The sequence below is a fragment of the Enterococcus sp. AZ063 genome (genome assembly GCF_051715045.1).
Taxonomy (GTDB): Bacteria; Bacillota; Bacilli; order Lactobacillales; family Enterococcaceae; genus Enterococcus_D; species Enterococcus_D casseliflavus.
The window spans coordinates 3,112,852-3,132,960 of the sequence record NZ_JBIOTA010000001.1; the positions used below are offsets into that span (position 1 = coordinate 3,112,852).

Below are 20,109 nucleotides of genomic sequence, written 5' to 3' on the forward strand. Positions count from 1 at the left end.
TCCTTGTGATTCTGTTTTATTCGGCCATTAGTTCTTCGAATGATTCTCTAACCGTTGGTACCGTTAATCCTACAATGATTTGAATGCCGCCATTTCCAGGGTTGACCAATCCTGAGGCACCTGCTTCTTGAAACTGCGTACTATCTGCAACTTTGTCGGCATCCTTAACAGTCAAACGCAGCCGTGTCGCACAATTCGTTACATCAATGACATTGTCTTTCCCACCTACCAAGTGCATATAGGCCTGTGCTTGCCGCACATGTTTTGGTAATTTTTCATCTTGCTTTTTGTTGTCATAATCTGCTTTTGTATACAACTGCATTGCTGCAGTATCATCCTCACGTCCAGGCGTTTTTAAGTTGAACTTCTTGATCATAAAGGAGAACACAAAATACCAGATAGCGGTAAAAATCAGCCCGATAATGATTTGGGTAATATAAGTTGAGCTGTGGAATTTCCACAAGGGCAGCCAATTTAGACCTAACCAGTTGATCAATCCGCCACCAAAGTCCCCGACTACCCCGAAAGCATAGGAGATTGTGGCGATCGAAGCATCCAGTAAAGCATGAACGAACCATAATGCTGGTGCAACAAACAAGAAAGTAAACTCGATTGGTTCAGTGATTCCGGTCAAAATAGCCGTCAATGCTGCCGGTGCAATCAATGCGATCACTTTTTTCTTTTTATCAGGCCGAGCCGCTTGGATCATCGCTAAACTCAGACCTGCCGTTCCAAAGACTTTCGACATTCCTGATAGTGAGAAACCGCCAAACGGATAGAGCTCTTTCAGCGAAAACGCAGTAGTTTGGAACTCGCCAATGTGGGAGGCCCAATAAACGGCCATTCCCCCTTCGACAACCGCACTGTCATAGGCAAACGGTGCATAAACAAAGTGATGCAAGCCTGTTGGAATCAGTATTTTTTGCAAGAACTGATAAATAAAGACACCGAAGTTTCCTGATTCAATGAAAAAGCCTTGCATGCTTCTCATTCCCTCTTGGATAACTGGCCAGACAAAACACATGAGTACTGCCAAAGGAACCATGGCAAAAAAGGAAATCATGGTTACAAAGACTGATCCGCTGAAATTCGACAGCATTTCTGGCAATTCTTTTTCATAGAAGCGATTGTGGAGATAGACAACGATTCCCGAAATCAGCAAGCCGCCCATCATGCCGGTATCTAAGGTGATGATTCCTGCAATCGAGGTCAACCCAGAACCAGCAGTTGCCCCTTGAGCTAAATCTACCGCAAATGATTCTGGCCACAAAGTTAAAATTGCATTTACAAAATAATTAAAAGCGATATAAGTAACGAGTGCCTCCATCGTAGCGCGAGCGGCATATTTTTTAGCTAGACTGATCGGCAGCCCTACTACAAATAAAAGCGGTAATTGGAAAAAGGGCGTCCAGCCTCCTGCTGCGATCACATTCCAAAATTTGAACCAGAGGGTATCTGGTGCTGCGATATCCCCCATAATCGTCTGATTCGAAAATAGCAGAGAAAAGCCGATAACGATCCCAAAAAAGGAAAACAGCATGACCGGTGCCAGCATCGCTCCGCCGAACCTTTGAATTTTTTTCATCATAGTTTTTCGTCCTTCACGTTTTTTAGTTAAGCGCTTTACTGATTCTCATTTTACTATTAAAATGATGCTATGAAACCCTTTTCCGTTGTTTAAAAGTTTCTCACATTTGAAAGGTTTTTTTCACAACAAATGTGAATTGTCACACATTATCAATGGAGAGATAAAATGAGGAGATAGCCTATGCTGCAAGACCGTATCACTACCTACCAGTCAAGATTAACCGAGAATGACTTTTTGATCTGGTCCTACATCACCACTCACAAAAAGCACTGCTTGGCAATGTCCATCAATGATTTAGCCAAGGAGTGCATCGTTTCTAGGACGACGATTATGCGCTTTTGTCAAAAAATCGGCTTTGATGGTTTTTCAGAATTCAAATACCATTTAAAGAACGAGGTACAACAAGAAAATGCCCTACTCTCTGAGATTGAAGGCGAAATTCTAGACAATCATATTCAAACGATTGAAAATTTAAAAAAGAAAGATTTTACAGCATTGTGCAAGATGATGGCTCATGCCAAACGAATCTTTGTCTATGGTTCAGGGGACATTCAAAACCTTGTTTCCAATTATATGAAACTCTTATTTTTGCCTAATGGACTACTTGTCTACGATTTTGGTGCGATCTCAGTCAATGAACAATTTTATCGCATCATCGAGCCAGATGATTTAGTGATTTTGATTACTTTAAATGGTGAGTCACCCACCGTTGTCAAACTAGCAAAGCAACTGAAACAGCGCAACATCCACACGATCGGGATTACGAAGCTGAGAAACTCAACGGTTTCTAAACTTTGTTCTGAAACGATTTTCTTTTTAAATCCAGAGATCCAGTCAACCGAAAATGCGATCGCTCCCTTTGAAACGACCGCCACACTTTTCTTTGTGATCGAGTACTTATTGTTAAAATATGATGCTTGGCAAAAACAAGCCGCAAGCGTCTCAGAGCCATAAAAGTTCTCCTGATTTTCCTTCATTCATTTAACTTACAGTATTTTGAAAGACGCTTGAATAAGCCATTTTCAGCCAATTTCTGCTAGGAAAAGCCGCCAATCTCTGGTAAGATAAATAAAAACGTAAAAGAGGACCAGTTATGGAATATTTAGCGATTTTACTTGTTTTCTTTCTATTGAATGTAGTAATACTTGTACTTGGGTTGAAGAAGAAACGAATCATGCTGCTTTTTCTGTCACTCTCTGGTTTATTGTTGGTTTGCTTGATTGCCATTTCTTACGTTTTCTTCTATTCAAATACACTTTAAATCGTCAAAAACACGGGAAGCTGGCTACGAACCTACCGAAACAAACGAGACTGTTTTAGTCATTACACCCGATTTAGAAGCTATTGGACACACAATTTGCGTCCACCTTCAAACAAATCGCTGTTCTTTTGCTCTTTATCAAGTCTAGCGAAAGCAACATATGCACCTTTGATGTCGGTGATACCGTCCCCATCTTCGCACCAACCTTTGTGGATGCCCGTGCGTTCGCCGATCACTCTTCCAAGTCCGAGGTGGAACGATGTACCACTTATGTTTTTTTGCAAAGTAGATAGACAGTGGCTACAGGCGATCAACCAGTCGTATACGACAAGTTTGTTAAAATCACATAAAAAAAACAAAAAACCAGAACCTCCCAAAGGATCGTTCTGGTTTTTTTGCTGATTTGATTGTCCAGAGAAACGACCTAAATCGCTCAGATTCTAGCCAATTTTCAGGAAGAGTATATAGAAGGATTCTCCTAGACGATCAGTCATCGACACTGTTTTCTCAATTTAGTAATAAAGCTAAAAAGCGGATCCTACGCTTTTTTCGGTCCTTTCGTCACTTCCCAAACAGCTTCTGCTGCTAGTTTACCAGAAGTCAATGCCCAGGCATTATTGGCACCAGATGGAGAGTCTGATCCCATGACGCCTCCCACTACCTCACCTGCAGCATAGAGCCCTTTAATGGGCTGGTTTTGCTGATTCAAAACTTGTAACGAGCGATTGACCGCTAGTCCACCCAAAGTAGTCGCAAACCGAGGTTTTTGTTCGATAAGATAATAAGGTCCTACACCAATCGGTTCTTGCAAGTATTCAGTTGCACGGTGAAATTCTTCATCTCTACCTTGCGCTACCCAGTAGTTAAAATTATCCACTGTTTCGATCAATTGTTCTACAGGCATCTGCGCTTTGATGGCTAACTGTTCTAATGTGGCTGCTTTAAGGATGCGAGGCGTGGCCTTCCCCTCTTGAGCAATCCAACAAGCCAACTCTTCACTGGTGATTCCTCCTTCTGCTACGCCTTGGCTAAAATGCTCAAAGTGTTTGCCGTCTAGCAATAAATACAGCATTGGCGGGGTTTGTTTTAATAATGCTTCTAATACTTTCTTGTTACTAGCTCGTTCGTTGACTACCCGCTTTCCAAGTTGATTCACTAGAATACCATTTTCTTTCAGCACGATCAGATTGCCGCCAATCGTTGATTTCGCCACACCTTGAGAAATTTCCAATCCATTCGGATAGATTTTCCCTTGATCCATCGCTCGCGTTTGTGCTTTTAAAGCAGGGATCGTTGCCATCAAAAGACCATCGCCGGTGGCAGATTTTGGTCCATAATACAAAATTTGCTTGAATCTTTCCTTGAGTAAAGCGGCATTATTCCCATAGCCACCGGTTGTCACAATGACAGTTGAGGCGTAGATCATATACGTTTTCCCTGATTCTTCAAGGGCTTTGACGCCTATGACATTATTTTGATCATCTACTAATAGCTGTTGGGCTTTCGTTTGTAGTAAGACCTGAACCCCACTATTTTGTAATGTTTTACGGACGGTTTGGGCAAATCCAGCACCGCCCCCTTGATAGGCAAGTTCACGATTTTTTAGATATTCTGCTAAAACGTGCAGCCCTTGTTTTATATCGTACGCCACACCTAAGTACTCATGGACCCAATCTGTGGTTTCTCCTATATTCTCAGCGAAAAGGGTCAAAAGTTTTTGATCGTTCAGCCCATTTCCGTTTTCTAGAAAATCAGCCACCATGGCTGCCGGCGTATCATCTTTTACACCAGCTACTTGTTGTAGTTTCGAACCAGTTACGACTTGGTTTCCACCACTAATAGAGATCGCTCCGCCAACAAAACTCAATTTTTCCATTAAAATGACTTTTAATCCTAATTGATCCGCCCGCAGTGCAGCAGCAAGCCCAGCAGCTCCTGAACCAATGATCACTACATCAACTGATTCTTCAACCACCTCTTCTGACCAAGACACGACTGGCTTTGGCCGTGCTTTGAGGACTTCTACATCGGCGCCCGCAAGTTTTACCGCTTCTTCCACGCCTGCGATCACCCCTTGACTGGAAGCAGAAGCACCAGAAACAGCATCGACATTCAATGTCTGCCCTTCAATGATCTGTTCCGGGATTCGCGTAAAGACTAAATCAGACAAGCCTTCAGATTCATTGCCTTTATCAATGGTGATCTTTTCAATCTTCTCTTTTGAAAACGTCACTTGCATTTCGATTGGACTATTATGCCCTTGGGCTTGTACAAGATATGTCCCCGGTTGGTAAGCAACTTTCCGCTTTTGGAGTTCTTTCAAGCGTTCATGCTTTTGTTTCTCCTCTTCTGGATCAATGACCATTTCTTCCATAAACTGCCACAATGGTGTTGGGATTTTCAACTCACTTTGCGCATGACTAAGAGCAAAATGACGAACAACTTTCTTCTCGGCGATCATCTGAACCCAATTAGGTTCGACTAAAAACCCTTTCCCGATGGCGAGCAAATCGTAGCCAATTTCCAATGCTGCTTCTGCGTCTTCTCGTTGCAAGATAGAGCCCACTCCTACAATCGGAATAGTAGAAAGTTCAGGCGAACGCATTGTTAAAAACTTCACAATTAATGGTTCGCTGCTCTCGGTATCGATAATAGAGCTTCGTTGGTACGTTCCCATTGAAAAATGAAGGTACTCTGGCTTGCTTTTCGCTAGTTGATTCAACAAGTACATCGTTTCTTCAAAACAAATCCCAGGCTTTTCCATTTCTTCTGGCGAAAAACGATAGCCGATAATAAAGCCCTCAGCAGCTTCTTCTTGACGGACCCGCTGAACTTCTTCTAATACGGCTAGTGGAAAGTGCGCTCTTTTTTCCAGACTGCCTCCCCAATGGTCGTTTCTGAGATTTGAGTGGGGCGAGAAGAATTGTTGGATCAAAAAAGTATTCGCACCATGTATCTCTACACCATCGTAACCAGCTTTGATCGCACGCCTAGTCGCGTCTCCAAATCGTTGGATCATCGTTAGGATCTCATCATCACTCATTTCTTTCGGCACAGGTGCATTCGGTCGTAAAGCTGCGACGGGACTTGCGCAAATCGGGTGTGCTCCACCATTGTACTCAGGCCAAGCCATTCGTCCAGCATGATAAATTTGCAGGATCGCTTTCGATCCTTTTTCTTTGATGGCTTTTGCTAATCTAGTGAGCCCAGCAATTTTCTTGTCCGTATCTACCCCGAGTGCTCCCGGAAACCCACGCCCATGTTCTTCGATAAAACAGCTTTCTACGATCACTGCCGCAGCTCCACCGGCACGACAGCGATAGTATTCAATGATCTCTTCCGTTATCTCACCATCGTAAAAAGCAGATTGGGTCGTCATAGGTGCCATAACGAGTCGATTTTTAAGTTCAACGCCAGAAGATAGTTTGATCGGTTCAAATAATTTTTTTTTCATAAAAATCAATTCCTTTCAAATAGCTTGCTTCGTCAGACCGCATGTATTAAGGCATCACGAAATACACCCATCTTTTTCTAAATATTAGGAAAGGATGAGTGTACTTCTTATTCAATTGTTTTCTATTTCATTTCCCCGTTAGTTTTGATTTTCTGGACGAGAATTGATGGCATACTGTTTCCGTCCACCAGGTTTTGGTACTTGATCCCCCATCATTATTCCAAAACCACCTTCTACCCGAAGTTCATGACCATTCGTGTAATCAGAACGTTCGCTAGCTAGGTAAAGGACCGCATTGGCAATGTCTTGCACATCACCGATTCGTTTGTTGGCCGTCAAGCGTTTGCGCCCTTCTTCAACTTCTCGATCTGCATAGAAGCTTGCGGATAAAGGCGTCTTCACAAAACACGGCAAAACACAATTGCTGCGAATCCCATATTGTCCCCATTCTGCTGCCATTTGTTTCGACATCATGTTGACTCCTGCTTTGCTTGGGCTATATGCACCAGAATATGTTTCAGGGCTGATTGAAGCGATCGTTGATACATGAACCATCCGCCCAGATTTTTGTGCGATCATCACTCGTCCGATTCTTTGAGAAACCAAGAAGTAACCATTTAAGTTGACGTCGATCACTTGTTTCCATTCTTCAAATGGTAGATCCTCAAGCAATGAAAATTTCAAAATAGCAGCTGTGTTTACCAAAACATCAATGCGGCCAAAATCTTCTTTGACCTTTTCTGCCAATGCATCTACCTGCGCTTCGATCGTCGAATTGCAGACATAACTGTTTACTTTCACACCGAACTCATCCGCTAGTTTCACTGCGTAGTTGGCAAGGTTTTCCTCATGCAAATCAACTAATGCAAGTTGCGCGCCTTGCTCAGCAAAGTCCTGTGCGATTTTTTTCCCCATACCACCTAAAGCACCAGTAATAACTACGACCTCATTCTTAAGATTCAACCAAGATTGCTCCATTATTTGTCCCACCTCTAATATTGTTATATTCTTCACTAACAATATACCTTGATATTGATAGAGAAACTAATTCTTTTTTTCCATTGATCAATAGCTTCTGTGAATAGTTTGATTCTCTAAAGAGGCAGAGACGATTGCTTGTGCCAACACAGGATTTTTACAGTAAATCATGCAGCTTGCCAGCAGCATCGGCGAATTTTCAAGTTGATAAAATTCTTGTACAAAGGATGCAGCTGCAATCTCACTCAGCGAATAAAGACGTGCTTGTTTTTTCAAGAATCCAATATGATAGTGCAGTTGCTTTTTGACGGTCCACAGATTTTTGCGGTATTCGAGCACATGGAATATTTCATGCATCAATACCACTTCCATTAGTGTAGTCGTTGGCAGGAGTCGACTTAATTGTTGCGCTTCGATAAACTGCTGTGCTTGTGCCAAGAACGTGTGATCGATCATGATTTGATCGGATTTTCTATACAAAGCAAAGGTATAGCGCTCCTGCTGTGCTTGCGCTTCAGGCAGTTCGTTGATCTGTAATGAATCAATGATTTCTTGCAATTCTTGAGGATGCTCTCGATACCAGCAGGCTTCGTTCTTGCCTATGCTTTCGGCAGTTTCAATAAAGTACTCTACCTGTGCAGGGTCGATTTTGGCATAAAGTGGGTCTTGCTTTAGCAACTGCAAATGAGGATTGGTTGCTTGAGACCACAGTTGTAAAAACTGTCGACAAAATTCTGCTGTGCTCATGGAGTAAGATCCTCCCTTCCTACACTATTGCAATCGATTCGCCGCAATAATAATAATTTCCTCTGTACCAATCAACTGACTTAATTCAATATCGATCAACATCATCAATTGGGTATAATCTGTCGAACTAAAATCAAAGAGACGAGGACCAGCACAAATATAAAAATCTGGTCGGATCACTAGATCACTTTGGTAGTTCGCCATACTTTCCCAAAGACGCGCGATTTGTTCACTATAACTTTGGATCGTCGTTTTCACGACGGCTGCATGGTCTCTTTGCACGCGAATAAACCCTCGATGATCAATGACACAAACACGATCGCCTTTTTTTGTCGCTGCGCCATAGACATAAAAATGTTCACTTGCAGCACAAGAAACCACGTTTTCTCTAGCAACTTGCAGCTCAGTAACAGCAATCTCTTGCGCTTCTTCACGAGTGATTTGATTCTGACGCTCAGCAGCCTGAGCAGCTGTGGCACCGGAAGCTCGCGCAGTGATTTTTTGCGTCTGAGGATCGATCTCAATATGGACTTCAATACTATCGGGTGTTGCCCCACTCTCGATCGCTAAAGTAGCGGCTTCTTGTTTGATTGCTGCAATATCGGCTTTTGTTGGATTGGGAACGATTCGTTCCACCACATCTTGAACCACCGATAATGCCACCCCAATTGATGAAATCACTTCGGCGTTTTCAGGTATTTTATAATTTAATGACAATTGTTTCGCCGCATGTTTGATCAGAGAAGAAACACCACCTCCAACTCCTACTAAGGTCATTTGATTTGGTTCTAATTGATACTTGCGGGCAAATGAGTGAATCACCGGTGCTATTTTTTGAACTGCTTGATCCAAAATTTGTTGTGCAACATCCTCCACTGTCGTTTCTAAGTATTCCGCTAAAGGTTGCATAGCTTTTCTGGCTGAATGGGCATTGCCATAAGAAAAATCGTCCTTTGTCACATACCCTAAGACATTCGCAGCGCATGAATTCGTGATCGTGATTCGTTTTCCGTTAGCGAGCTTGATTGCAACATAATCCGCTGGGTCACCTGCTTTGGGCGCATAAAGCTCCAGTTCTGGCGCAATAATCTCTTCTTCTGGCAGATACGTGCTATATTCTAAACCAGCGATATGAGCACTTCTTGGTCCGACGTCTACCACGCCTTTTTTGTTCACTCGAACCATACTGCCGCCAGCCACACCTAAGACGCGAACATCTAATGAATTGACATACGTCTTATGTCCTGCAATCTCTGAGTAATCAATGACTGGCCGACCATTTTTGATCACGCCAAGATTTGTGGAAGTCCCCCCCACTTCAAAATAGATTCCATTTGATGTTCGCAGATACATCAATGCCCCCATCACACTAGCTGCTGGTCCAGAAAGCATGGTCAGTACCGGACGTTTTTTCATTTCAACGATGTCCATCAATCCGCCATCGCCACGCATGATCATCAGTGGTACATCCACACCTGCTTGGCGAACACTATTTTCTGTTGAATTTGCCGTTTCCAGCATCGTTGGCAAGATCGATGCATTGATTGCAGCAGTACGGGTTCTACGGGATAACCCATATAGTTTGGTCATTTCCGACGCCAAGGTCACTTCGATACCCTTTTGTTTCGCCACTTCAGCGATTCTTTCTTCTGTTTTTAAATCATCTACACCAAAAGCTGCTGAAGTCACAATGACTTGCGCCTGTGCTTGTTGCAGTTCTGCTAACGCCGTTTCGATCGTTGCCTTTGAAAGCTCTTTTTGAGGAATAAACCGCGCCACGACTTCAATACTTCTTCCCGTACCTAAATCAATATCTTTTAATGCCGTTTGCCACTTTGCTAGCCATCCTTCGACGCCGCCTTTCGCCGTACTGATAATACCGACCTTTGCTACATCACCTTCTAAGAGTGCATTGGTGGCTTGAGTAGTACTATGAGCGACAAAGACTACTTCCTCAGGCTGGATCTGATTTTCGGCTAAACACTTGATAAATGAGGCAACCACGCCTTCTGCCACCCCTTGTTCACTTTTGTGGGTCGTTTTTACAGATGATTTTCCAATCACCTCTTGGGTATCATTGTTGATTGCGACAGCTTTCGTATGGGTCCCGCCTACATCGATGCCAATTCGGACACTTCTTCTCATTTTCTTCACCTACTTTTTTAAATCGGGCTATATAACAGAAACGTCGCAACCTCAAGAATAAGCGAAATAACGATTCCTGGTAAAAAAGCGACTTTCATATAGTCTCTCGTGTTGATATTATTGAAGCCTAATCCCCAAGCATTCCAAGAAATGGTCAAATCAAAATGTCCCATGCCGATCATGTTGGAAATGAATAACGGATACAAAAAAGTCACTGGATAATTGGTTTGATTGCTGATCACTGCCAGCAATGCTGCGCCACAACCAATCAAAGAAAGGGGTCCGCGAAACCAAGTCAAGGGAGCTAAAAAACCAAAAAGCAGACAAAGCGCTAAGGGATGCGTCGGAATGATTCCTCCTAGCAATGATTCAAAATACGGTGCTGCAAACGTAGCAGCTGCATTGAACATTGCAAGAGTCATCCAAAAGGCAACTAAGGTCGCAGTATCTTTGACCCCATCTGCAAAAATACGGGTCAAAATCTGAGAATCTTTTCTGAACCCATCCTTTAAAACACCACAAATCCACAAGGCATAAAGACTCGCACCAATAAAACAAAAAATCACTGGAAATTGAAAGATGATGACTCCTACGACCGGTATAAAAGGGGTAAGTAACGCCAAACTAGGCACGTCATGGACTTTAGGTTCTTCTCCAACCGCCCAAGCATAGGTCAAACTTTCTACTCTCAAATACCCAATAGCAAAAATCGAAGAAACCAGAATCATCACAAAGAAAGCCAATAATCCAAACGAAAAATAATCATTATAGGTGTAATCAACCCCACCATTCACATTGCCAAAAAAGCTTGATACTGTGTGAAATTGATTGGATTTAAGAAAACACCTGCTGCAACGGAAGCCGAAAAACTAAAGAATGCCACGACTTTAGGAATACCAATCGAAAATAAAATCGGCAATACGATCACGGCGATCGCGATGACAGATCCGGCACCTGACATGGATGAAAAGATAAAGCCGGTAATCAAATTGACAATTACTAGAATAATCGCTGGACTATCCCCGCCAAGTTCCACACTCTTGCGAATGATGGTTGTCGCAATTCCAGTTTCCAACAAGATCCGACCAAAGAAGGCTCCTACAAAAATATTCATTTGTGAAGCTCCCCAACGTTCTGGCGCCTGTTGATAAACCTGTGCCAGCATCTCGGTAAATGGTAGGTTTTCAAAAGCCGGATTGGGTGAAATAACATTCCCTATAAGTGGCAACAACACCCATAACGTTGCCATAACAATAAAACCAATCATCAGGTTATACCCTTTGATACAATAAAAAACCATGCCACCAAATGACACTACTAGTAATAAGCCAATCAAGCTATCCATACTTCTTCTCCTCCATACAATTTACGCCGTTTAAACCTGCAACCAGATACGCTAAGTCACCTGTTTAACAAAAGCGAAAAAGGAGGAAGTGGTTGGCCACTATCCTCCAGGACGTTTAGTCCTTTAACTTATCAAATGCGCTATAGCCAAAAACTCTTTTGTGTTGCAGTAACAAATAAACCATCATGATGATCGCTAATACAGCAGCTGCAAGTAATAAGCCCATCATCAGAAAAATCGCTTGCGTTTCTCCTACAGACCGAGTCATGGAAGCAACGATGTAAGGCAAAAAGGTACTTGCTAAGCCCATCCAAGTATAGTAGATCCCGGTATTTCGACCTTTTGGTCCAGGGCAAAACATTTGTCGTACCCCTAGCCCAGTTTGCAACGCCCCTCCGGCAGCAAAGAAGCCCAGGAATGCGATACTGATATAAATCACTACCACGTGTTGGATCACTAGGACCATCCCCAATGCAAGAGCGATAAACACCGTATCAATAAACAAGACTTTCAGTGGATTCCAACGCAATTTCCCCATCATCACTGCCCAAAACAAAACTGCCACCATTGAGCCAAAAGTATAGATCGATGTTAGCCCTGCTGACTGCATCTCAGTCAAACCAGCATTCGTTAACCCAAACGCTTTGGTATACTGTTGGGCACCGTACATAATAAACATACAGATAAAACCAAAGAACATTGTGAAGAAATTAACGATAACATTCGGCTTAACAAGCATCTTGGCTTTCATTGCCGCGATTTCTTCTTGAACTGCATTTGTTTCTTTTCCATCGACGGTAGCAGTCTTTTCTTTCATCATGTCATCATAAGCGAAGGGCGCGATTGCTGCTAAAATCGTGCAGACGATCGATAGGACTAACGGAATGATGATCCCCATTGATTGATTTCCAGAACCAATGAAATTCACCACAAGTAATGGATAAATGACTCCTGACAGAGAAACAAAAAACTTGATCCCAATCATCGCTGAGGCCGCATATTTCGGTGCAGCTTCTTGAGAAGCAGGATATAACGCAGCGTCCCAAAATCCAGAAGTCGCCACCCCTGCGATAAAGGCACAGACAGACGCAATCACCATGTTCGTCGTCAGTAATAACCCTAAAAAGCATAGCGTATACAAAATAGCACCCATGACCGCCATTTTTTTGCGTCCCACTTTATCCGAAATTTCTCCACCGATCCAGACGGTCAAAAATTTTCCTAATCCGGTCGCAGTGATTGCCAACGATACTGCCGCTGCTCCAGCAGAAGCATCGGTATAGCCCCATTTATCCGAAAAATAAGTCGCATTTTGGCTTAAAATAATGGCTTGAATTCCATGAGTGAAATAACACATATAGACAGTTGCCAGTGACAAAATATACTTTTTTGCTCTCATTTGTACGCTCCTTATAAAAGAACATCCAGCTTTCCTACGAAAGTTCCCCTCAAGGTATTTCGTAGGAAACGGATACTCGGTCCCTAGTTAGTTTGCTTTGATAGGCAATTCTTTTCCAGTAAATAGTTTAAAGGCGGCTTTTCCTTGTCCGATAAGCATGCCTTTTCCACCTACAGTCTTACATCCCTTCGCGCTAGCATCTTTCAATAACTGGGTCATTGGTGGGTTATAGATCGCATCAGCCACCGTCAAATCTGCATGCAGTAAATCGGTGTCTGCAATCGGTGTCGCTGTATTTCCTTCACCCATTCCAACAGTCGTTGCATTCACCAGACAATCGGCTTCGTTGATTTTTTCAGCTAATAACGCTTGGTCCGCCAAATCATAGATGTCAATTGCTAGGTCAGGGTAATACTCTTTGATGCGAGCAACGGTCTCTTTGCCTTTCTCATAAAAAGCATCTTTGATGTTAAAAATCGCAATAGAGGCTGCGCCTTCGATCGCCAACTGGACTTGAATCGCCGTGGCAGCTCCTCCAGCTCCAATTACAACAAATTTTTGATCCTTCATTTTTACATCGTGGGCTTGCAGATTATCAACAAAGCCGACACCATCGGTAATGTGACCGACGAGCTTACCTTCATCATTGACGATGGTATTGATCGCACCCACCATTTTTGCAGCAGGTGTTAATTCATCCATATATTCTGCGGCTGCCGTTTTGCATGGCATCGTGACATTCCCACTCATTTTGAAGGTTCGGAACGCCTCGATCGCTTGGGCAACTTGGTCTTCTTTGATGTCAAAAGCTAAATAAACTGCATCGATATCAAGCTGGTCAAAGCCATAATTATACATGGCTGGCGAACCAGAATGCCCAACAGGTGTACCGATCAATCCTAAGAGCTTCGTTTTTCCCGAAATTTTTTCGCTCATCGTATTTCCTCTTTTCTATTTGATTTTTTTACGCAAGCAATTCTGGCCATGCGTTTTGGATCACTTTAATACTCGTTTTGTAATTTTGCTCTGCTGCTTTTTGATAGCCTTGACTTAAAATCGGATCAGAAATCACTTCCGTGCCTACAACACGAGGCTTGATGCCGTGTGCTTTTAGTGCCCGTAAGAAGCCTTCGGTATCACCCCATCCTGTTCCTGGACATAAGCGATCGTGCATCGACTCATCGCGTAAGATCGTATCAGGATATCGTCTTTCTAAAACATCACAAATTTGGATCGAAACAACTTTCTCCGCTGGGATCCCTTCCAAGTCAGCTGCTGTCATGTTGGCTCTCGCCCAGTGCCATGTATCTAGGATCAGCATCCCATTTTCACAATCTGCCTCTTTGACAATATTCCATGCACTAGCTAGATCAGGAACACCGCTATAAGGCATGAATTCTAACCCAATGACTAATTCTTTTGCTCGTGTACATAGTTCTTTAAAGGCTTGGATATGAACCTCTGCTGGGTATTTTTCCATTAAGCCACAATTGATGTGCCCAACACCAAACAAACGTGCCATATGATAGATCGTTTGCTCTTTAAATTGTTGCAGCAGTGTTTCCGGTGTTTCCATCGTTTTATTTGGATCAGCCCACAAGGTGATATATTCGACCTCGGTTACTTTCATGTCATGTTCTGCAAGAATTTCAAGCATCCGCTCATCAGAATAGCCTTGCTTCACAGCAAGCATATAGGTCTCCGCACGTAAACCGATCCCATCATATCCTGCTTCTTTCGCAATCTTCACTCTGTCTTCAAAATTGATCTCTGTTCCTAATGTGTATGAACTGATTGTCAATGGAACGTTTCTCATGTTATTTCCCCCTTTAAAAGTCTGTAAACAACTACTACTTGGTTTACAGCTGGAAATAAAAACACGAACTAAAAAGCGGTCGCAGTAATTGTGTTTTTATTCACAATGTTTGTTACCGTTATTATAGCTTTTCCGTTTCAGCACTTCTAATTGTTTTTTCTTTATGAATCTATAGATAAAAGATATAAGTCTTATGATATACTGATAAAAAAAGAAGGGTTTTAGAGGAGGTTTCTATGAATCTTCAGCATTTGAAGTATTTTGATGTCCTTGCTAGAGAAGAACATTATACTCGTTCGAGCAAATTGCTCAACATTACACAGCCAAGCCTCAGTAATGCAATTTCCCTCTTGGAAGATGAGTTAGGTGTCCAACTCTTTGAAAAAAACGGACGAAACGTCGCCCTAACCAAACCAGGAAAAATTTTTCATGAGCATGTTATACGAACATTAGAAAATTTAGATTCCGGCATTGATACAGTAACAAAAATCAGTAAAGGCTTTGGGCATATCAGCTTTGCTTTTTTACAAGTCCTTGGTACCTCTTACGTACCAAAAGTCACTAAACAGTTCCTTGAAGCAAATCCTGAAAAAAAGATTCAATTCGAATTTCATTCAGATAGCGTCAGTACCGAAACAGTTCAAGGATTGAAAACCTTGCGTTATGATCTCGGTATTTGTTCTTACATCATCAATGAACCAACCATTGAATTCGTCCCGATTGCGAGTCAAGAGCTTGTCGTAATCACGGCGTTGAACCATCCTCTGGCACAATTTGATGAAGTCTCTTTGGAAGACTTAGCAGAATATCCTCAGATTATTTTCAGCAAAAAAAGTGCCTTACGTGAAATCATCGATGACCTTTATCAACGCAACAACGTCAGCTATCAAGTTGCTTATGAGGTCAAGATCGATCAAGTGATCGCTGGACTAGTCAGTCAAGGATTGGGGATTGCGATCATTCCCAATATGACGATGCTCGACTCTTTGCCCCTCAAACGTATCAAACTCAAAGACATCAGTTGGGAACGATACTTTTATTTAGCCTATAACAAAGAAACCTACCTGCCGCCTGTTGTCAGTAATTTCAAAGACTTTATTTTGGCCCATGCAGATCCTAAACAGATCGTTTATTGAGTGGCTGGGTGAAAAACAAAGCTTTAGAAATATGAATAAAACTACGTTCCCACCTTCTTTTGGCGTTTTCACTTAATAAAAAACAGACATTCATTAATGGAATGTCTGTTTTTTATTGCTTATTCTATTATCCCTTTTTCTCATGATGAATAATTAAACGAGCTATACTCTCCACATGTTTCACAGATATAGTAATAGTTGCGTTTCTTCTTATTGTAAAGTTTCAACTTCTTCCCATTTTTACAACTCTTGCAATCTTCTAATTCAGTCAAGGTTTTATAATAAAATAACTCACTGATCATTTCTGGATAAAAATGCGCAAGCAGCTCAATCAGCTTTTTCCTGTCAACCAACAGTAAATTCTCACCGGATATTTCTAAAGCTTGATCTGTAAAAAAATGTGTTGTGATGAAAAGCCCATTGGGAAACCCTTTGTCTGGAAAAATCCCTTTAAATGCGGCAACGAGTGGCTTACTGATCCGCTCCGTTGTCTTTTGCGGATTCCAAGCTTTACATTGGACCGCAATTGCCTTTTTATTATTAGAAAAAGCATACACATCAATACCACCATCTTTGTAACCATCGATGTTTTGGACGGTATATCCCATCTTTTGTAAAATACATTCAGCAATATAATTCAAATCCTCAGATTTACAGGTTTCTAATTGAGCCACAATCTTTTTCAATTTTTTCGGGTATGTACGTTCATTATGGTTGCTTAGTTCTGGGAAATTAATGACTTCCTTCTTTTTCTTAAATGAAAACATGTCTCTTCCTTTCTTGATTGTTTTGGATGTGATTAGTTAAAGCATAGCTAGTGAGTGGTTTTTAATTATGTAGAATAGAAACTGGTTCTTAAGAGAGGAAAAATCTACTTTTCTCAAAAAATCGTTTGAATTCGGCGAAATAAGTCAAAATAAGAAACTTATAAACGGATATTATTAATTTAATGATAATTTTATTTAAGTTAAAAGTCAATTGAAGCTTGAATATTCAATAACAATCGAAGGTTAAATCAAATCACTCTTGATCACTGCTTCATTTTAAAAAATTTCTAGATAGGATTCGTTATAGTGCTAATTTCCACATTCTTGTCTTACTGATCTATTGAGTCCTCTTACTTTACTTGTAACAGATTCTGAATGGTTTCTTTCGCTTTAGCAGTTGCGTGTCTATTACCTATAAAAACAAAAAAAGGTTTCCCATGTAAAAGGGAAACCTCTGAAATGTTGTCGAAACAACATTTGCAGTTATTTGTCTTATTCTGCAGCGTTTGTGTCTTTGAGACCGTATTTTTTGTTGAAACGGTCCACACGTCCGTCTGCTTGTGTGAATTTTTGACGTCCAGTGTAGAATGGATGTGAATCAGAAGTTACTTCGACACGGATCAATGGATACGTGTTGCCGTCTTCCCACTCAACAGTTTCTTGAGAATTCTTTGTAGAACCTGATAAGAATTTGAAACCAGTAGTTGAGTCCATGAATACAACTGGATGATAATCTGGATGGATATCTTGTTTCATTTCTTCTTCTCTCCTTTGCCCTGGCTCATTTGCTTCACCAGAGTTGATTTGTCGATTTTACAACATGACTATCTTACCATGTTTGGTTTTTAGATGCAATTATCTTTTTATATTTCTTTTTTGCCGTTTGTCTCCGAAATGGACATCATGAAAAGCCGCTAAAAACTCTTCATTGTTCTTTGTTTTACGCAAGAATTGAATGAATTGTTCTGTGAACTCCAAGGAATCCCCCAACATGTTGTTGCGTAAGCGCCAGGTTTCTTCCAATTGCTCGCTGCTCATCAGCAATTCCTCTTTACGGGTACCAGATTTCTTGATGTCGATCGCTGGGAAGATCCGACGTTCTGCTAAGCTGCGAGAAAGCTGCAGCTCCATATTGCCGGTTCCTTTAAACTCTTCATAGATGACATCATCCATGCGGCTGCCGGTATCCACCAGTGCGGTGGCAAGAATCGTCAAGCTGCCGCCTTCTTCAATATTACGGGCAGCACCAAAAAATTTCTTTGGTTTGTACAAAGCAGCTGGATCGATCCCGCCGCTTAGTGTACGTCCGCTTGGAGGTACCACTAAGTTGTAGGCTCTTGCCAAACGAGTGATACTATCCATCAGAATCACGACATCACGCTTGTCTTCTACCAAACGCATCGCCCGTTCTAGTACCAATTCAGAAACACGGGTATGGTTGCTAGGCTGCAGGTCAAAGGTTGAAGAAACAACATCGCCTTTGACACTGCGTTCCAGATCAGTCACTTCTTCTGGGCGCTCGTCGATCAAAAGAACGATCAATTCCACCTCAGGATAGTTGTCAGTGATCCCATTGGCAATTTCTTTCAAGATACTGGTTTTCCCAGCTTTAGGCGGAGCAACGATCAGTCCCCGTTGTCCAAACCCCACTGGCGACAGCATGTCGATCATCCGCGTAGAAAGGCGTCCTGACGTTGTTTCTAATTTTAAATGACGATTCGGATAAAGCGGCGTCAGCGCTGGAAAATGCGGACGCTCTTTGGCATCTTCTGGATCTTTGCCATTAACAGACTCAACGTGCATCAATCCATAATAGCGCTCAGATTCCTTGGGCGGGCGCGCCTTACCGGCGACTTTATCACCATTACGCAAACTAAACCGACGAATCTGAGAAGAAGAAATATAGATATCTTCTGCACTCGGTCCGTAGTTGATTGGGCGTAAAAAACCGTAGCCTTCTTGGCCTACGATATCCAAGATTCCTTCCATATAAAAGAAGCCTTGTTTTTCCGCCTGCGCCCGTATCACAGCCAATGACAATTCTTTTTTATTCATCTGGCTGTAATAAGGAATTCGAAACTCTTTGGCAAAGGTGTAGATCTCTTTTAAGGTTTTGTTTTCCAACTCTGCCATCGTAAGATAATCGCTCATAATTACTCCTCTATCATTTGAATATCAGCTCCAAGAGCCGTTAGTTTTTCGATGATATGATCATAGCCGCGCAAAATATACTCGACATTAAAGACGCTGGTCGTGCCAGTCGCCATCAATCCGGCAATGACAAGGCAAGCTCCTGCTCGCAAATCAGAAGCGACAACTTCTGCTCCGTGCAATTGACTCGGTCCGCTAACAAAAATCATGTTGCCTTCTGTCGTTGCTTGTGCGCCCATCCGTGCTAATTCAGGAATATGGTTGACCCGTTTGGCGTAAATCGTGTCCATGATCTCCGATGTTCCGTTTGCTTTTAGCAATAATGGTGTGATCGGCTGTTGCAGGTCTGTGGCAAATCCTGGATAAGGATAAGTTTTCACAGTCGCTGGTTTCAAGTCTTTTGAGGGATGCACATAGATTTCATCTTCGCTGATATCCATTCGTACGCCAATTTCTTCCAATTTCGCAATGTAGCTTTCTAAATGCTCATAAATCACATTTTTGACAGTAATGCCTTCCCCCGCTGCTGCGGCTAAAGAAAGGTAGGTTCCTGCTTCGATCCGGTCTGGAATGATGGAATGACGACAACCGTGCAATTCTTCCACGCCTTCGATACGAATTTCATTGGTACCTGCACCTCTGATTTTCGCTCCCATATTATTTAAAAGGGTCGCAACATCAATGATCTCAGGTTCTCGTGCGGCATTTTCAATGATCGTTTTGCCTTTCGCTTTTACTGCTGCCAGCATCACATTGATGGTTGCTCCGATGGAGACCATATCTAGGAAGATTCGTTCGCCAGCCAAGCCTTCTTCTTCGGTACGCAAATACATAGCACCATGTTCATTGGTGACTTTTGCGCCAAGTGCTTCGAAGCCTTTGATATGCAAATCGATTGGTCGCGGGCCTAAGAAGCAGCCGCCAGGCAATCCAACGACGCCTTCACCAAACTTCGCCAACAATGCCCCCATGAAATAGTAAGAAGCTCGTAAACTGTTGATTTTTCCGTTAGGCATCGGGATCGAAACGATGTTTGTCGGATCGATCTCTAGCGTATTGTTTTCAAAATGGGTCTTCACACCCATGATTTCGATAATCTCAATTAATGAGTGCACATCTTGGATGTCAGGCACTCCTTCTAAAATGACCGGTGAATCAGCTAAGATCGCTGCCGGGATCAATGCGACTGCACTGTTTTTTGCGCCGCTAATGGTGACTTCACCTTTTAAGGGACGATTGCCGTTGATGACAATTTTTTTCATGGAATTCCACCTATACTCTTTTTTAATTTATGTGTATCATTCCAATTTTAGCACAGATCA

Annotated in this window: 15 protein-coding genes and 1 pseudogene; 2 read left to right on the plus strand and 14 right to left on the minus strand. The window is 42.2% G+C overall.

The annotated features are described in order from the left end of the window. Positions 1-16: 16 nt before the first annotated feature. Positions 17-1,588 carry an alpha-glucoside-specific PTS transporter subunit IIBC gene (locus IGK61_RS14635; protein WP_016612789.1) on the minus strand — a complete coding sequence of 524 codons (1,572 nt, stop codon included), beginning with the start codon at positions 1,586-1,588 and terminating at the stop codon, positions 17-19. Between the two features lie 180 nt (positions 1,589-1,768). Between IGK61_RS14635 and IGK61_RS14640 the strand changes: the two genes are divergently transcribed. Continuing rightward, positions 1,769-2,542, plus strand: coding sequence for a MurR/RpiR family transcriptional regulator (locus IGK61_RS14640; RefSeq protein ID WP_167826900.1), 774 nt, complete (start codon positions 1,769-1,771; stop codon positions 2,540-2,542). Between the two features lie 27 nt (positions 2,543-2,569). Here the strand turns inward: IGK61_RS14640 and IGK61_RS14645 are convergent, their stop codons facing one another. The 9 genes and pseudogenes from IGK61_RS14645 to IGK61_RS14685 form a co-directional block, all read right to left on the minus strand. After that, a complete protein-coding gene (locus IGK61_RS14645) occupies positions 2,570-2,815 on the minus strand; it encodes a hypothetical protein (protein ID WP_016608418.1) in 246 nt (81 codons plus the stop codon). A gap of 572 nt (positions 2,816-3,387) precedes the next feature. Then, positions 3,388-6,303, minus strand: a complete 2,916-nt coding sequence (locus IGK61_RS14650) for an NADH-dependent flavin oxidoreductase (RefSeq protein ID WP_074535411.1) — start codon at positions 6,301-6,303, stop codon at positions 3,388-3,390. 138 nt (positions 6,304-6,441) lie between these two features. Beyond that, positions 6,442-7,281 carry an SDR family NAD(P)-dependent oxidoreductase gene (locus IGK61_RS14655; RefSeq protein WP_074535410.1) on the minus strand — a complete coding sequence of 280 codons (840 nt, stop codon included), beginning with the start codon at positions 7,279-7,281 and terminating at the stop codon, positions 6,442-6,444. A gap of 87 nt (positions 7,282-7,368) precedes the next feature. Further along, the gene (locus IGK61_RS14660) at positions 7,369-8,028 is read right to left on the minus strand and encodes a hypothetical protein (protein ID WP_074535409.1); all 660 of its coding nucleotides are present in this window, start codon (positions 8,026-8,028) and stop codon (positions 7,369-7,371) included. 24 nt (positions 8,029-8,052) lie between these two features. Then, positions 8,053-10,173 (minus strand): hydantoinase/oxoprolinase family protein, encoded by a 2,121-nt coding sequence (locus IGK61_RS14665; RefSeq protein WP_430605809.1) that lies wholly within the window; start codon positions 10,171-10,173, stop codon positions 8,053-8,055. A gap of 17 nt (positions 10,174-10,190) precedes the next feature. Then, a pseudogene (locus tag IGK61_RS14670) lies at positions 10,191-11,518 on the minus strand (citrate transporter). Positions 11,519-11,633: 115 nt separating this feature from the next. After that, positions 11,634-12,917 carry an MFS transporter gene (locus IGK61_RS14675; protein ID WP_015510311.1) on the minus strand — a complete coding sequence of 428 codons (1,284 nt, stop codon included), beginning with the start codon at positions 12,915-12,917 and terminating at the stop codon, positions 11,634-11,636. Between the two features lie 87 nt (positions 12,918-13,004). Then, positions 13,005-13,853, minus strand: coding sequence for a shikimate dehydrogenase (aroE, locus tag IGK61_RS14680; protein ID WP_074535406.1), 849 nt, complete (start codon positions 13,851-13,853; stop codon positions 13,005-13,007). A gap of 28 nt (positions 13,854-13,881) precedes the next feature. Further along, positions 13,882-14,733: a sugar phosphate isomerase/epimerase family protein gene (locus IGK61_RS14685; RefSeq protein ID WP_074535405.1), complete on the minus strand. Its 852-nt coding sequence runs from the start codon at positions 14,731-14,733 to the stop codon at positions 13,882-13,884. Positions 14,734-14,969: 236 nt separating this feature from the next. On the opposite strand from IGK61_RS14685, the gene IGK61_RS14690 reads away from it, so the two are divergent. Continuing rightward, the gene (locus IGK61_RS14690; protein ID WP_074535404.1) at positions 14,970-15,869 is read left to right on the plus strand and encodes a LysR family transcriptional regulator; all 900 of its coding nucleotides are present in this window, start codon (positions 14,970-14,972) and stop codon (positions 15,867-15,869) included. Positions 15,870-16,009: 140 nt separating this feature from the next. Here the strand turns inward: IGK61_RS14690 and IGK61_RS14695 are convergent, their stop codons facing one another. The 4 genes from IGK61_RS14695 to IGK61_RS14710 form a co-directional block, all read right to left on the minus strand. Then, positions 16,010-16,636, minus strand: a complete 627-nt coding sequence (locus IGK61_RS14695) for a restriction endonuclease (RefSeq protein ID WP_074535403.1) — start codon at positions 16,634-16,636, stop codon at positions 16,010-16,012. Between the two features lie 492 nt (positions 16,637-17,128). Further along, the gene (locus IGK61_RS14700; protein WP_005233979.1) at positions 17,129-17,392 is read right to left on the minus strand and encodes a type B 50S ribosomal protein L31; all 264 of its coding nucleotides are present in this window, start codon (positions 17,390-17,392) and stop codon (positions 17,129-17,131) included. A 99-nt stretch (positions 17,393-17,491) separates the two neighbouring features. Continuing rightward, positions 17,492-18,787 carry a transcription termination factor Rho gene (gene rho, locus IGK61_RS14705; RefSeq protein ID WP_005228301.1) on the minus strand — a complete coding sequence of 432 codons (1,296 nt, stop codon included), beginning with the start codon at positions 18,785-18,787 and terminating at the stop codon, positions 17,492-17,494. A 2-nt stretch (positions 18,788-18,789) separates the two neighbouring features. Beyond that, positions 18,790-20,049, minus strand: coding sequence for a UDP-N-acetylglucosamine 1-carboxyvinyltransferase (locus IGK61_RS14710; RefSeq protein ID WP_074536819.1), 1,260 nt, complete (start codon positions 20,047-20,049; stop codon positions 18,790-18,792). Positions 20,050-20,109 lie beyond the last annotated feature (60 nt).